A 13,100-nucleotide genomic window follows, 5' to 3' on the forward strand; every position below is an offset into this window, starting at 1 on the left:
CCCCGCCGCCGCCGCCGCCCGCCCCCGCCCGCCCCCCCCCCCCCCCCCCCCCCCCCCCCCCCCCCCCCCCCCCCCCCCCCCCCCCCCCGCCGTGAGGGCGCCGACCTCGCGTCCCGCGGCGACCCGCCGATGACGGCGATCACGGCCCGGGGCGTCGAACGCCAGCGGCCCGGGACCACGCGGGTCCCGGGCCGCTGCCGTCCAGCGCTGGGGTGTCAGCGGGCGCGGCGGCGCAGGCGCTCCTCGTCGAGGACGACGACCGACTTGCCCTGGAGCTGGATCCAGCCGCGGTGCACGAAGTCGGCCAGCGCCTTGTTGACCGTCTCGCGGGAGGCACCGACCAGCTGGGCCAGCTCCTCCTGGGTGAGGTCGTGCTTCACCCGCAGGCCCTCGCCCTCCCGGCTGCCGAACCGGTCGGCCATCTGCAGCAGCGCCTTGGCGACCCGGCCCGGGACGTCGGTGAAGATGAGGTCGGCGACCGAGTCGTTGGTGCGCCGCAGCCGCCGGGCCAGCACCCGCAGGAGCTGCTCGCCGATCTCGGGGTGCGCCTCGATCCACGGCCGGATGACCGACTGCGGCATCCGGGCCAGCTTCACGTCGGTCACCGCGGTGGCGGTCGCCGTGCGGGGGCCGGGGTCGAAGACCGAGAGCTCGCCGAACTGGTCGGACGGGCCCATGACGGCGAGCACGTTCTCCCGGCCGTCGGGCGAGCGGCGGGACAGCTTGATCTTGCCCGAGAGGACGATGTACAGGCTGTCGCCGGGCTCGCCCTCGTTGAAGACCACTCGGCCGCGGGGCAGGGTCAGCGTCTCCAGACGGCTGATGACCGGTTGCACCGCCTCTTCCGACTGCCCCTGGAAGAGCCCGGACTGGGCCAGCACCTCGTCCACTACGCGTCCTCTCGCACGACCACCTGGCTCGCCGACGACCGGCGGGTCCTCGTCGGCGCACGCCCGGGGCGGCGCCGTCCGGTGGTGAGTCTAGGGGTCTGTGCGGACCGTCACCCGATCGGTGGGAGGTCCGCGCACCCCGGACGGGTGAGCTCCCGCCCGCTCCGGGCCGGCGGGTCCTCCCTCAGACGACCGGCGGGCGGGCCCGCTGGACCCGCGACCGGCGCCGTGCCCGCCAGCGGGACATCGCCCGGCGGATGCCCGACCGGGCCAGCGTGTCGACCTCGCCCGGCGTGGCGGTCGACAGGAACTCGGCCACCTCCCGCTGGCCGGTCGGCCGGCGCAGCGGCTCCTCGACGCGCTCCATGACCAGCAGGAAGGCGATGAGCAGGGGTGGGAAGAGGATGACGACGAGGGAGACCACGGCAGCTCCTCTCGGTCCTCGTCGGCGGCAGGCGGTACGCACCTGTGTACCCGGTGGCCGGGGGACGACGCCCGCATCGGCGCCGCAGCGCTCGACGGTCGCCGATGATGGCACGGCCCGGGGGACGTCGGTGGATCCGCCTACCCTCGACCGCGTGTCCTCGCCGGCCTACGCCCGCCCCGTCCCGCCGCGCACCGCCGCCGCCCGCCGTGCCGCCGCGCGCGGGGGAGCACCGTTCGACCCCGACGAGACGCCGCTGGCGCGGACCCGCCGCGCCCGCCGCATGGCGCGCGAGCTGGCCGAGATCCACCCGGACGCGCACTGCGAGCTGGACTTCACCAACGCCTTCGAGCTGCTGGTGGCCACCGTCCTGTCGGCGCAGACCACCGACAAGACGGTCAACAAGGTGACGCCGGCGCTGTTCGCGCGCTCCCCCGACGCCGTCGCCCTTGCCGGGGCCGACCGCGCCGAGCTGGAGGCGATCCTCAAGCCGACCGGCTTCTTCCGGGCCAAGGCGAACTCGGTGCTCGGCCTGGCGCAGGCGCTGGTCGAGCGCTTCGACGGGGAGGTGCCCGGGCGCATGGCCGACCTCGTCACGCTCCCCGGCGTGGGGCGCAAGACCGCCAACGTCGTCCTCGGCAACGCCTTCGGCGTCCCCGGGCTGACCGTCGACACGCACTTCGGCCGGCTGGTCCGCCGCTTCGGGTGGACCGAGGAGGAGGACCCCGTCAAGGTCGAGGCCGAGGTCGCCCTGCTGGTCCCCAAGCGCGACTGGACCATGTTCAGCCACCGCGTGATCTTCCACGGCCGGCGCGTGTGCCACGCCAAGAAGGCGGCCTGCGGCGCCTGCGGCCTCGCGCGGTGGTGCCCGTCCTTCGGCATCGGGCCGACGGACCCGGAACTGGCGGCGAAGCTGGTCAAGAGCCCGGCCGCCTCGGACACCGAGTGAGGGCGCCGCGGGCCGCGGCGGCCCTCCTGCTCGCGGCCGCGCTGGCCGGCTGCGGTACCGGCGGCAGCACGGACGGCGGGGGAGCGGCCGCGGCGCCGTCGTCACCCCCGGAGGTCGTCGACACCACCACCCCCTGCCCGGAGCAGCCGGACGAGCCGGCCTCCGGCGGTGAGGTGCTCGCCGACCTCTCCTTCGACTGCCTGGCCGGCGGGGAGCTCGACCTGGGCCGGGCGCAGGGCCTGCCCACGGTGGTGAACCTCTGGGCCAGCTGGTGCGGGCCGTGCCGGGAGGAGCTGCCCGTCGTGCAGCAGCTCGCCGACGCCGGCGGGGACCGGTTGCGCGTGCTGGGCCTGGTCAGCCAGGACCCCGCGGAGAACGGCCGCGCCTTCGCCGCCGACGCCGGCATCACCATGCCCACCGCCGTCGACGCGCAGGGCGACCTGGCCGTCGAGCAGGGGTTGCGCGGTCTGCCCTACACCTACTTCCTGCGGGCCGACGGCTCGGTGGCGCACCTGCAGCTGCGCCCGGTCCGCTCCTACGAGGAGCTGCGCGACCTGGTCGCCGAGCACCTGGGCGTGCAGCTGTGACCGCACCGGGCGACGGGCTGCCCGAGTACCTGCACCGGCTCGTGGCCCGGGCCGCGGACCTCCCGCTGCGGCACCGGATGCCGCGGCCCACCGCCACCGCGCGGCGCTCGGCGGTGCTCGTGCTGTTCGGCGAGGGCCCGCGCGGTGCCGACGTCCTGCTCATCGAGAAGGCCGCCCACCTGCGCACCCACGCCGGTCAGCCGGCCTTCCCCGGCGGCGGCGCCGACCCCGGCGACGACTACCCGGTCGGCACCGCGCTCCGGGAGGCCGAGGAGGAGGCCGGCGTCGACCCGGACGGCGTCCGGGTGCTGACGACGCTGCCCGAGCTGTTCCTCGGGCCGTCGGACAACCTCGTCGTCCCCGTCGTGGCGTGGTGGGACGACCCCCGCGACGTCACCGTGGGCGACCCGCGCGAGGTCGCCCGCGTCGCCCGCGTGCCCCTCGCCGACCTCGCCGACCCGGCCAACCGGTTCCGCGCCCGGCACCCCTCCGGCTACGTGGGCCCGGCCTTCGGGGTGGCCGGCATGGTCGTCTGGGGCTTCACCGCCGGGCTGCTCGACGCCGTCCTGGAGGCCGCCGGCCTCGCCCGGCCGTGGGACGCCGGCGACGTCCGGCCGCTGCCCGCGTTGGGGGTCCGCCTGCCGCAGCTGCCCGGCACCCGGGACACCGCCGAGGAGGAGGAGGCCGCCGCGCCGACGGTCGCCGACCCGCCCCCCGACGGGCCGCCGTCACGTACCGTTCCCGAGCGATGACCGGACGGCTGACGGGGCGACGTGGCGGTGCCGCGGTCGCCGGGGTGCTCCTGGGAGCCGGCCTCGTGCTGGCGGGGTGCGGCGCCGACGCACCCGCGACCCCCGGGACGGCGGCGTCCACCACCGCCCCCGGGGCGGGCACGGTGACCACCGCCCCCGACGGGGTGCAGGAGGTCACGCTGCAGACCCAGGACGACTACGTCTTCACCCCGGACACGTTCACGGTGGCTCCCGGCCGGGTCCGGCTGACGGTGACCAACGTGGCCGAGCAGATGGTCCACAACTTCCGGTTCACCCCGGGCACCGGCCCGGCGCCGATCGACGAGGAGATCCCGCTGCTGGCGGCGGGGGAGAGCCGCACCATCGAGTTCGAGGTCACCGCGCCCGGCGACTACCCGTTCGAGTGCACCTTCCACATCCAGCTCGACCAGGTCGGCACCATGACGGTCACGGGCTGAGGTCCCTGCCGTGTCCGTCGTCGACCTCGTCCTGATCGTGCTCGCCCTCGTGTTCGCCCTGTCGGGGTTCCGCCAGGGCCTGATCGTCTCCGCGACGTCCTTCTTCGGGTTCTTCGGCGGTGCGGTGCTCGGCGCGCAGCTCTCCGGGCCGATCGCCGACCAGGTCGACGGGTCGGCGGTCACCCGGGTGTTCGTCGCGCTCGTCGTGGTGCTGGCCGGTGCCCTGCTCGGCCAGCTCCTGGCCGGGGCGGTGGGCCGGGCGGTGCGGCGGCGGGTCACCTGGGAGCCGGCCGCGCTGGTGGACGCCGTCGCCGGTGCGGTGCTCTCCGCGGCCGCCGTCCTGCTCGTCGCCTGGATGGTGGCCACCCCCCTGGCCAGCGCGCCGTTCCCCCAGGTGGCCGGCCAGGTGCGCCAGTCCTCGCTGGTGCAGGCGGTGGACCGCACGGTGCCCGACGGCGTCCGGACGGTGTACGACTCGCTGCGGGAGGCGATCGACCGCCGGGGCCTGCCCGACGTCCTCGACCCGCTGACCCCCACGCAGGTCAACGACGTCCCCCCGCCCGACCCGACGCTCATCGACAGCCCCGTCGTCGACGCCGTCGAGGGCTCGGTGGTGAAGATCACCGGCGTGGCACCCTCCTGCTCCCGCCAGATCGACGGCTCCGGGTTCGTCTTCGCCCCGCAGCGGGTGATGACCAACGCCCACGTGCTGGCCGGCGTGACCGACCCGGTCGTCCAGGCGGAAGGCAGCGAGTACGACGCGGTGCCGGTCTACGTCGACGAGGCCACCGACATCGCCGTCCTCGCCGTCCCCGGGCTGCCCCAGGTGCCGCTGACCTGGGCCGACGCGCCGGTCGACGAGAACGCCGACGCGATCATCATGGGCTACCCCGGCGGCGGTGGCCTCTTCGTCGGACCCGCCCGGGTGCGCGACCGCGGGGAGATCAGCGGCCCCGACTTCCGCAACACCACGACCGTGCAGCGTGACGTCTACGCCCTCTACGGCGAGGTCCGGGCGGGCAACTCCGGCGGGCCGCTGCTCGACGCCGAGGGGCACCTGCTCGGCGTCGTGTTCGCCTCGGCCATCGACGACCCGCTGACCGGCTACGCGCTCACCGCCGAGGAGGTGGAGGCCGCCCGCGTCGCCGGGACGACGGCGACCGCCGAGGTCGGCACCGGCTCCTGCGAGTAGAAGGACCCCGTCCTCCTCACCGCTCGCAGGCTCGCGGTGAGCCTCCGGACGGGGCCGTTCCAGCAGGTCACCGGGCTCGGCGCGGGGCCCTGCAGCGGGGCCGTCCCAGCAGGTCACCGGGCTCGGCGCGGGGCCCTGCAGCGGGGCCGCAGGGGTGTCTCAGCCGGCGGCCCAGTCGGCGACGGCGGCGCTGACCGCCCCGGGCGCCTCCTCCGGCGGGAAGTGCCCCACCCCGTCGAGCTCGCGCCACTCGTAGGCGCCGGCCACGTAGCGCCCCGAACCGCGGGCCGAACCCGGCAGCACGCACGGGTCCAGCGCGCCGTGCAGCTGCAGGGTCGGGGCGGTGACCGGCGCCGCCATCCGGCGGGCGTAACGCCACCCGTCCGGGCGGATCTGCGACCGGCCCGCCCAGCGGAAGTACTCCATCGAGCCGTAGGCGGCCTGCGGGATGCGGGCGGCCGAGCGGTAGCGCGCCACCGCCTCGGCGAAGTCCCCGGTGCCGGTCCACGCCGGGCCGGCCCACCGCCGCATGAGGTCGGCGACCGGGTCGTCATCGGTGCGGGTGAGCCGCCGCTCGGGCAGCCGGGGCAGCTGCGAGCCCAGCACGTAGCGCAGTGCCCGGCGCTGGGCGCGATCGGACAGGGCGGCCCGCAGCCGCCGGGGGTGGGCCATGGAGACGACGACCAGCCGCCGGACGCTGCGCGGGTGCAGGGCGGCGACCGACCAGGCCACCAGCCCGCCCCAGTCGTGCCCGACGAGGACGGCGTCCTCCTCGCCCAGCGCGCGCACCAGCGCGGCGACGTCGGCGGCCGCCGTGGGCAGATCGTAGCCCCGCGGCGGCTTGTCGCTGGCCCCGTAACCACGCAGGTCGGGGGCGACGGCGCGGAACCCGGCGGCGGCCAGGGCCGGCAGCTGGGCCCGCCAGGCCCACCAGAACTGCGGGAACCCGTGCAGCAGCAGGACCAGCGGCCCCTCGCCGGCCTCCGCCACGTGCAGGCGCACGCCGTTGGCCGACAGGTCGCGGTGGGTCCACGGACCGGGCAGCAGGACGCTCGTCGCGTCCGGCGGCCCCTCCTCGACGGCGGTCACCGGGCGCGGCTCCCCGGCCGGTCAGACGGTGTAGTTGTCGCTGCCGCGCAGCTGCACCCGGCCGTTGGTCACCGTCGGCACCTCGCGGCGCCGGGCACCCGGGGCCTCCCGGTGCATCACCGAGGGCAGCTCCCGCAGCGTCTCCAGCGTGCGCTCCGGCTTGTCGATCTTCTTGATCTGCCGCCGCCCGATGAGCGCGGCGATCGCCGCGACGACCAGGAACAGCGCCCAGACGATCAGGTAGGACACCCACCGGATCAGGCCCAGCCAGGTCAGGAACTCGGCCAGCGCGATGCCGATGAAGAACACCGAGAACGCCAGCACCACCCCCGCCGCCCCGAAGGCCCCCGCGCCGATCCCGGCCTTCTTCGCCGAGGAGGTCATCTCGGCCTTGGCCAGCTCGACCTCGCTGCGGATCAGGGTCGAGACGTCGGCCATGGCGCTCTGCACCAGCGTCCCGATCGACGGCTCCTCCGTGCCGGCGTGCCGGACCTGGGGCGGGTTCGTCGATGCGCTGTGGGCCACGGGGGCACCTCCTGGGGGCTCGGTCACCGGCGGCGCCGGGAACTCGGTTGGATCGTCCCCCATGATCAGCGAGCGCGCGTCCCGGCGTCCCCCGAGCGGAGTGGGAGGGACGCGCCCTCCGCGCCCTCCCACTCCGCCCGCGGGGTCCCCTCTCAGTCCTCCGAGGACGACGCCGGCAGCTTGTCCTTGATCAGGTTCATGACCGAGGAGTCGGTGAGCGTGGTGACGTCACCCAGCTCGCGGTTCTCCGCGACGTCCCGCAGCAGCCGGCGCATGATCTTGCCCGACCGGGTCTTGGGCAGCTCCTGCACGACCATGATCTGCCGCGGGCTGGCGATCGGGCCGATGTCCTTGCGGACGTGCTGCCGCAGGTCCTTGACCAGGTCCTCGCCGGAGTCGACCGCGTCACCGCGGAGGATCACGAAGGCCACGATGCCCTGCCCGGTGGTCGGGTCGCTGGCGCCGACCACCGCCGCCTCGGCCACCGCCGGGTGCGCGACGAGCGAGGACTCGACCTCGGTCGTGGAGATGCGGTGCCCGGAGACGTTCATGACGTCGTCCACCCGGCCGAGCAGCCAGATGTTGCCGTCGGCGTCCTTCTTGGCGCCGTCCCCGGCGAAGTAGAACCCCTTCTCGGCGAACCGCGACCAGTAGGTGTCGACGTAGCGCTGGTCGTCGCCCCAGATGGTGCGCAGCATCGACGGCCACGGCTCGGTGAGCACCAGCAGGCCGGTGGAGTCGTCACCGAGGTCGTTGCCCTCGTCGTCGACCACCTTCGCCGAGATGCCCGGCAGGGGGTGCTGCGCCGAGCCGGGCACCAGCGTGGTGACGCCCGGCAGCGGGTTGATCATGTGCGCGCCGGTCTCGGTCTGCCACCAGGTGTCCACGATCGGGCAGCGGCCCCCGCCGATGTTGCGGTGGTACCAGAGCCAGGCCTCGGGGTTGATCGGCTCGCCGACCGACCCCAGCAGCCGCAGGCTGGACAGGTCGAACCCGGCCGGGATGTCCTCCCCCCACTTCATGAAGGTCCGGATCACGGTGGGCGCGGTGTAGAGGAGGGTGACCCCGTACCGCTGGACGATCTCCCACCAGCGGCCGCGGTGGGGGGTCTCCGGCGTCCCCTCGTACATCACCGAGGTGGCCCGGTTGGAGAGCGGGCCGTAGACGATGTAGCTGTGGCCGGTCACCCAGCCGACGTCGGCGGCGGTCCAGAAGACGTCGGTGTCGGCCTTGAGGTCGAAGCTGGCCCAGTGGGTGAAGCTGACCTGGGTCAGGTACCCGCCGCTGGTGTGCAGGATCCCCTTGGGCTTCGCCGTCGTCCCCGAGGTGTACATGATGTAGAGCGGGTGCTCGGCGTCGAAGGCCTCGGGCGTGTGCTCGGCCGACTGCCGGCCGACCACGTCGTCCCACCAGAGGTCGCGGCCCTCGGTCCACTCGACGTCCTGCTCGGTGCGGCGCACCACCACGACGTTGCGGACGGCGCCGCCGCGGCCGACGGCGTCGTCGACCGCCGGCTTGAGCGCCGACGGCGCGCCGCGGCGGTAGCCGCCGTCGGAGGTGATGACCAGGACGGCGCCGGAGTCGTCGAGCCGGCTGGCCAGGGCGTCGGCGGAGAAGCCGCCGAAGACCACCATGTGGACGGCGCCGATGCGGGCGCAGGCCAGCATCGCGATCACCGTCTCGGGGATCATCGGCATGTAGATGGCGACCCGGTCACCGGCCTGCACGCCGAGCTCGACCAGCGCGTTGGCGGCCTTGCAGACCTCGTCCTTGAGCTGGGCGTAGGTGATGCTCCGCCGGTCGCCGGGCTCGCCCTCCCAGTGGTAGGCGACCTGGTCGCCGTGGCCGGACTCGACGTGCCGGTCCACGCAGTTGTAGGCGACGTTGAGCTTCCCGCCGACGAACCACTTGGCGAACGGCGGGTTGCTCCAGTCGAGGACCTCGTCCCACTTCTGCTCCCAGGTGAGCCGCTCGGCCTGCCGGGCCCAGAAGGCGAGCCGGTCGCGGGCGGCCTCCTCGTAGACGTCGGGACCGACGTTGGCCTGCGCGGCCAGCTCCTCCGGTGGTGCGAACCGGCGGCCCGCGACCTCGGTCGACTCGCTCACTGGGGTACCTCCCGTCTCGGCGCCGCCGGTGGACGACGCAGCGTGCTCCCGGCCACACCGTAGGGTCCCGGGCGCTCCTGCGTCTGCCCCCGACAACGTCCGTGCAGCGCCCCGGCCACACTGGGGCCGTGCGGGTCGACGAGCAGGCGGCGGTGGCCGCGCGGGTGCCGGGCGCGGCCGCGCTCGGGCTGCTGCCGCCCCCCTCCGCGGAGGCGGTCCCCGCGACGGTGCTGGCCGACCCGGCGTGGACCACCCGGCGGGTCGGGGAGCTGGGGGTGCGGTACGCCAGCGACGACCGGCGGGCGCTGGCCACCGTGTGGTGGTACTCGGCCTCCTCCGTGCTGCTCACCCCGGCGCTGGCGGGGCTGGTGACCGGCCGGCCGCTGTCGGCGCGGCTGGCCGACACCACCCTGGCCCTGCTGGCCGGCGGCGCGCCGGTGGCGGCGGCCGCCGCCGCGCCGGGGGAGGACCTTCCTACCGAGATGCGGGAGAGCCTGGCGGCGGTCATCGACACCGTCGCCGCGGTGGGCGGGCTGCGGCCGCGCCCGCTGTGGGCGGTCGCGACCGACTCGGTGGCCAACCGGCTGCTGGCCCTCGGGCGGGCGCTGGGGGACGTCGGCAGGGCCAGCGCGCTCGCCGCGCCGCTGGTGGCCGCCGTCGGGCCGCCCATGCCCGCCCCGCGCTTCGTCGACGTCGCCGGTGCCCGCTTCACCGACCGGGTCTCCTGCTGCCGGCTGTACCGGTTGCCGCCCGAGCCGCTGTGCACCTCCTGCCCGCGCCGGCCGGCCGCGCACCGGCGGGTGCTCCTCGAGGACACCGCCGAGCGGATGCGCTGACCGGCCGCCCGCGGGGGCGGTTCACGGCAGGAAGAGCATCGTGTCGCCGTACTCGTGCCACAGCCAGCCGCCCCCGGACACCGCGGCGTAGGCCCGCTCGACCAGCGCCCGGCCGGCGACCGCCTGCAGGAGCAGCAGGTGGCTGGCGTCGGGGGCGTGCAGGCCGGTGACCAGGCCGCTGACCACCCGCGCGGGGCGCTCGGGGCCGAGCACGAGGTCGGTCCAGCCGGTCGCGGCGCGGAGGACGCCGTCCTCGCCGGTGGCGGACTCCAGCGCCCGGGTGACCGTGGTGCCGACGGCGACGACCCGCCCGCCCGCCTCCCGCGTGGCCCGCACCAGCCGGGCGGTGACCTCGGGCACGCGGAACCGCTCCGGCGCCGGGGGTTCGTGCAGCTCGGGGCTGGAGACCCCGGCGTGCAGGGTGACCGGCACGACCGGCACACCGCGGGCCATGAGCCGGACCAGCAGGCGCCCGGTGAACGGCCGTCCCGCGCTGGCGTTCTCCGCGCTGCCCGGCTCGGTGGCGTAGACGTTCTGCGCCGCGGCCAGCGGAACCGGCCGGCGCAGGTAGCCGTAGCGCACGGGGGAGCCGTACCGGTGCAGGTAGCCGGGGAGCGGGACGGCGGGCTCGGGGTGGGCCCGCCACAGCCGGGTCGGCCGCCCCGGGTCGGGGAAGCCGGCCCGCAGCCGCAGCCGGACGCCGCCCGGGAGCGCCAGCACGGTGCCGGGCTCTACGCCGCGGTCGGGGCCGTCGTTGCCGGGACGCCGCAGCTCGACCACCCAGTCGCCGTCGTCCAGCCAGGTCGAGACGTGCAGCGGTGCTCCGGTGCCGTCGGCCCTGTGCACGTCGAGCCGCGCGGGCAGCGTGGCGGAGGTGTTGACGACCACCAGGTCGCCGGGTTCCAGGTGGTCGGGCAGGTCGCGGAAGGTGGCGGGGGTGAGCCGGTCCGGCCGGGCGACCAGCAGCCGCACCCCGTCCCGGGCCAGCCCGCGGTCCTCCGCCGGGGTGGTGGCCGCAGGGCCCGGCGGCAGGACGGCGGTCACCGCCCGGCCCCCGCGATCGCCGCGGCGGCGCCGTCCACCAGGTCCGCCGCGAGGTCGGCCGCGCGGTAGCGGCCGCCGGGCAGGTCGCCGTCCACCAGGCGCAGCAGCGCCGGGACGACGGCCTCCGGTGCCGGCAGGCCGGTGGCGCCCGGGTCGGCCGCGCGGTGCATGTCGGTGTCCATGTCGCCGGGGTCGACGGCGTACCAGCGCAGCGCGGGGTGCTCCACCGCGAGGACGGCGGTCAGCCGGTCCAGCGCGGCCTTGGACGCCCCGTAGCCGCCCCAGCCGGGGTAGGCCTCGACGGCGGCGTCGCTGCTGACGTCGAGCACCCGGCCGCCGGCCCGCTCGAGCGCCGGGAGGACCGCCTGCACGAGGGCCAGCGGCGCGACGGTGTTGACGGCGAGCAGGCGGGTCAGCCGGTCGGGGGAGAGGTCGGCCAGCCCGGGCAGCGGGACCGGGCCGAGGTCGGAGGCGTTGTTGACGAGCAGGTCGAGGCGGTCCCCGGCCGCGGCCGCGAGCGCGGCCCGGTGCGCGGCGTCGGCCACGTCGCCGGGGACGGCGGTGACGAGGTCCGGCCGGGGGAGCGCGGCGGCGGTGGCCGCGAGGCGGTCGGCGTCCCGGGCGTCGAGGACCAGGCGCCAGCCACGCCCGGAGAGGGCGGAGGCGAGGGCGGCGCCGAGACCGCGGGAGGCGCCGGTGACGAGGGCGGTGGGGTTCTCCATGGGAGTACCGTCGGACCTCAAGTGCACTTGAAGTCAAGGGGTCGTCGTGGCGGAGCTGCTGAGCATCGGGCAGGTGGCCGAGCGGGCGGGGCTGGCGCCGTCCGCGGTGCGCCACTACGAGGCGGTCGGGCTGGTCACCGCCACGCGCACACCGGGCGGCGCCCGGCGCTTCCCGCGCAGCGTGCTGCGCCGGCTGGCCTTCGTCCGGGCGGCCCAGAACGTCGGGCTGACGCTGCCGGAGATCCGGGCCGCCCTCGACACCCTCCCCGAGGGGCGCACCCCCTCGGCCCGGGACTGGGCCCGGCTGTCGGAGGGCTGGCGGGCGCGCCTCGACGAGCAGATCGCGGCGCTGCAGCAGCTGCGCGACGGGTTGACCTCCTGCATCGGCTGCGGTTGCCTGTCGCTGACCCGCTGCGCGCTCTCCAACCCCGGGGACGCCGCTGCGGCGCAGGGGCCGGGTGCGCGGTGGCTGTCGCCGGCGCTGCGGCGGGTGCCGCCCACGTCCAACGCCGGGTGACCCCGGCCGGGGGAACCGGCCGGACGGGTCTCGCACCGGTGCCGCGGCTCGGCGATGATCGGTCCGGCGTCGAGGAGGGGAGCGGGTCCGTGAGCGTCATGCCGGCCGCGTTCATCGGGCACGGCAACCCGATGAACGCCCTGGAGCGCAACCGGTACACCGAGGCGTGGCGGGCCTTCGGCCGGTCGGTACCGCGACCCCGGGCGATCCTCGTGGTCTCCGCGCACTGGTACGTGCACGCGACCGCCGTCACGACGATGCCCCGGCCGCGCACCATCCACGACTTCTTCGGCTTCCCGCGGGAGCTCTTCGACGTCCGCTACGAGGCCCCCGGCCTGCCCGGGCTGCACGAGGAGGTCGCCGACCTCGTCAGCCCGACCTGGGTGGGTGCCGACCTCGACAGCTGGGGCATCGACCACGGCACCTGGTCGGTGCTGGTGCACGCCTTCCCGGAGGCCGACATCCCGGTGGTGCAGCTGTCGATCAACGCGCTCAAGCCGTTCGACTACCACCTGCAGCTCGGTGCGGCGCTGACGCCCCTGCGCGAGGACGGCGTGCTGGTGATCGGCAGCGGCAACGTCGTCCACAACCTCGCCGGCGTGAGCCGGGCGATGCCCGACGCCGGTTTCGACTGGGCCCGCCGCTTCGACGAGGCCGCCACCCGGCTCATGCTCGAGGACCCCACGGCCGTCGGCCGGCTCGACGGGCACCGGGACTTCGACCTGGCGGTGCCGACGCCGGACCACTTCCTGCCGCTGCTCTACGTCGCCGGGATGGCCGGGGCCACCGGGACGACCGCCGACGTCCTGGTCAACGGCTACACCTACGGCTCCCTGTCGATGGCCGCCTTCACCGTCGGGATGGACCCGCCGCGCTCGGACGGCCCCGGCTTCGCCGCCCCGCTGCCCGACGAGCCACCCCCGGACGGCGCCAACATCTGAGAGGACCCCCTTCCTCCGCACCCTTCGCACGCTCATGGCGGGGCCCTGGAAGGGGGCCGTTCCGGCACG

15 protein-coding genes are annotated in these 13,100 nt (G+C 75.9%); 8 read left to right on the top strand and 7 right to left on the bottom strand.

Annotation, left to right across the window (positions count from 1 at the left end; genetic code table 11):
• Window positions 1–215: 215 nt before the first annotated feature.
• A complete protein-coding gene (locus ACI8AC_RS18420; protein ID WP_456899285.1) occupies window positions 216–890 on the bottom strand; it encodes a Crp/Fnr family transcriptional regulator in 675 nt (224 codons plus the stop codon).
• Window positions 891–1,074: 184 nt separating this feature from the next.
• Entirely contained in the window at window positions 1,075–1,314 is a 240-nt protein-coding gene (locus ACI8AC_RS18425) for a hypothetical protein (RefSeq protein ID WP_456899286.1), read from the bottom strand.
• Window positions 1,315–1,468: 154 nt separating this feature from the next.
• Between ACI8AC_RS18425 and nth the strand changes: the two genes are divergently transcribed.
• The 5 genes from nth to ACI8AC_RS18450 are packed head-to-tail and all read left to right on the top strand — an operon-like array spanning window position 1,469 to window position 5,252.
• Window positions 1,469–2,263 (top strand): endonuclease III, encoded by a 795-nt coding sequence (gene nth / locus ACI8AC_RS18430; RefSeq protein ID WP_456899287.1) that lies wholly within the window; start codon window positions 1,469–1,471, stop codon window positions 2,261–2,263.
• Entirely contained in the window at window positions 2,260–2,850 is a 591-nt protein-coding gene (locus tag ACI8AC_RS18435) for a TlpA family protein disulfide reductase (protein WP_456899288.1), read from the top strand. The genes nth and ACI8AC_RS18435 overlap by 4 nt, the downstream gene beginning before the upstream one ends.
• The gene (locus ACI8AC_RS18440; protein ID WP_456899289.1) at window positions 2,847–3,602 is read left to right on the top strand and encodes an NUDIX hydrolase; all 756 of its coding nucleotides are present in this window, start codon (window positions 2,847–2,849) and stop codon (window positions 3,600–3,602) included. Before ACI8AC_RS18435 ends, ACI8AC_RS18440 begins: the two co-directional genes overlap by 4 nt.
• Entirely contained in the window at window positions 3,599–4,060 is a 462-nt protein-coding gene (locus ACI8AC_RS18445) for a cupredoxin domain-containing protein (protein WP_456899290.1), read from the top strand. The genes ACI8AC_RS18440 and ACI8AC_RS18445 overlap by 4 nt, the downstream gene beginning before the upstream one ends.
• Before the next feature lie 10 nt (window positions 4,061–4,070).
• Window positions 4,071–5,252 (top strand): MarP family serine protease, encoded by a 1,182-nt coding sequence (locus ACI8AC_RS18450; RefSeq protein ID WP_456899291.1) that lies wholly within the window; start codon window positions 4,071–4,073, stop codon window positions 5,250–5,252.
• 159 nt (window positions 5,253–5,411) lie between these two features.
• Here the strand turns inward: ACI8AC_RS18450 and ACI8AC_RS18455 are convergent, their stop codons facing one another.
• The 3 genes from ACI8AC_RS18455 to acs all read right to left on the bottom strand — a co-directional run bounded on the left by ACI8AC_RS18455 (window position 5,412) and on the right by acs (window position 8,971).
• A complete protein-coding gene (locus ACI8AC_RS18455; RefSeq protein WP_456899292.1) occupies window positions 5,412–6,341 on the bottom strand; it encodes an alpha/beta fold hydrolase in 930 nt (309 codons plus the stop codon).
• Between the two features lie 21 nt (window positions 6,342–6,362).
• Window positions 6,363–6,866, bottom strand: coding sequence for a phage holin family protein (locus tag ACI8AC_RS18460; protein ID WP_456899293.1), 504 nt, complete (start codon window positions 6,864–6,866; stop codon window positions 6,363–6,365).
• A gap of 152 nt (window positions 6,867–7,018) precedes the next feature.
• Window positions 7,019–8,971, bottom strand: coding sequence for an acetate--CoA ligase (gene acs / locus ACI8AC_RS18465; RefSeq protein WP_456899294.1), 1,953 nt, complete (start codon window positions 8,969–8,971; stop codon window positions 7,019–7,021).
• Window positions 8,972–9,099: 128 nt separating this feature from the next.
• On the opposite strand from acs, the gene ACI8AC_RS18470 reads away from it, so the two are divergent.
• Window positions 9,100–9,807 carry a (2Fe-2S)-binding protein gene (locus tag ACI8AC_RS18470; protein WP_456899295.1) on the top strand — a complete coding sequence of 236 codons (708 nt, stop codon included), beginning with the start codon at window positions 9,100–9,102 and terminating at the stop codon, window positions 9,805–9,807.
• 21 nt (window positions 9,808–9,828) lie between these two features.
• Here ACI8AC_RS18470 and ACI8AC_RS18475 read toward each other — a convergent pair whose 3' ends face one another.
• Together ACI8AC_RS18475 and ACI8AC_RS18480 are read right to left on the bottom strand one after the other, a co-directional pair.
• Window positions 9,829–10,851: an S-adenosylmethionine:tRNA ribosyltransferase-isomerase gene (locus ACI8AC_RS18475; RefSeq protein WP_456899296.1), complete on the bottom strand. Its 1,023-nt coding sequence runs from the start codon at window positions 10,849–10,851 to the stop codon at window positions 9,829–9,831.
• A complete protein-coding gene (locus tag ACI8AC_RS18480; RefSeq protein WP_456899297.1) occupies window positions 10,848–11,573 on the bottom strand; it encodes an SDR family NAD(P)-dependent oxidoreductase in 726 nt (241 codons plus the stop codon). Before ACI8AC_RS18480 ends, ACI8AC_RS18475 begins: the two co-directional genes overlap by 4 nt.
• Before the next feature lie 46 nt (window positions 11,574–11,619).
• Between ACI8AC_RS18480 and soxR the strand changes: the two genes are divergently transcribed.
• Complete coding sequence (soxR, locus tag ACI8AC_RS18485; RefSeq protein WP_456899298.1) at window positions 11,620–12,090, top strand: redox-sensitive transcriptional activator SoxR; 471 nt, start codon at window positions 11,620–11,622, stop codon at window positions 12,088–12,090.
• A gap of 98 nt (window positions 12,091–12,188) precedes the next feature.
• A complete protein-coding gene (gene ygiD, locus ACI8AC_RS18490) occupies window positions 12,189–13,031 on the top strand; it encodes a 4,5-DOPA-extradiol-dioxygenase (protein WP_456899343.1) in 843 nt (280 codons plus the stop codon).
• Window positions 13,032–13,100 lie beyond the last annotated feature (69 nt).

It is taken from the genome of Geodermatophilus sp. SYSU D00758 (genome assembly GCF_054049955.1).

What these genes read in the sequence shown, in the direction of transcription:
- ygiD (WP_456899343.1), top strand. Translation starts at nt 12,189, where the DNA reads ATGCCGGCCGCGTTCATCGGGCACGGCAACCCGATGAACGCCCTGGAG.
- ACI8AC_RS18445 (WP_456899290.1), top strand. Translation starts at nt 3,599, where the DNA reads ATGACCGGACGGCTGACGGGGCGACGTGGCGGTGCCGCGGTCGCCGGG.
- ACI8AC_RS18480 (WP_456899297.1), bottom strand. Translation starts at nt 11,573, where the DNA reads ATGGAGAACCCCACCGCCCTCGTCACCGGCGCCTCCCGCGGTCTCGGC.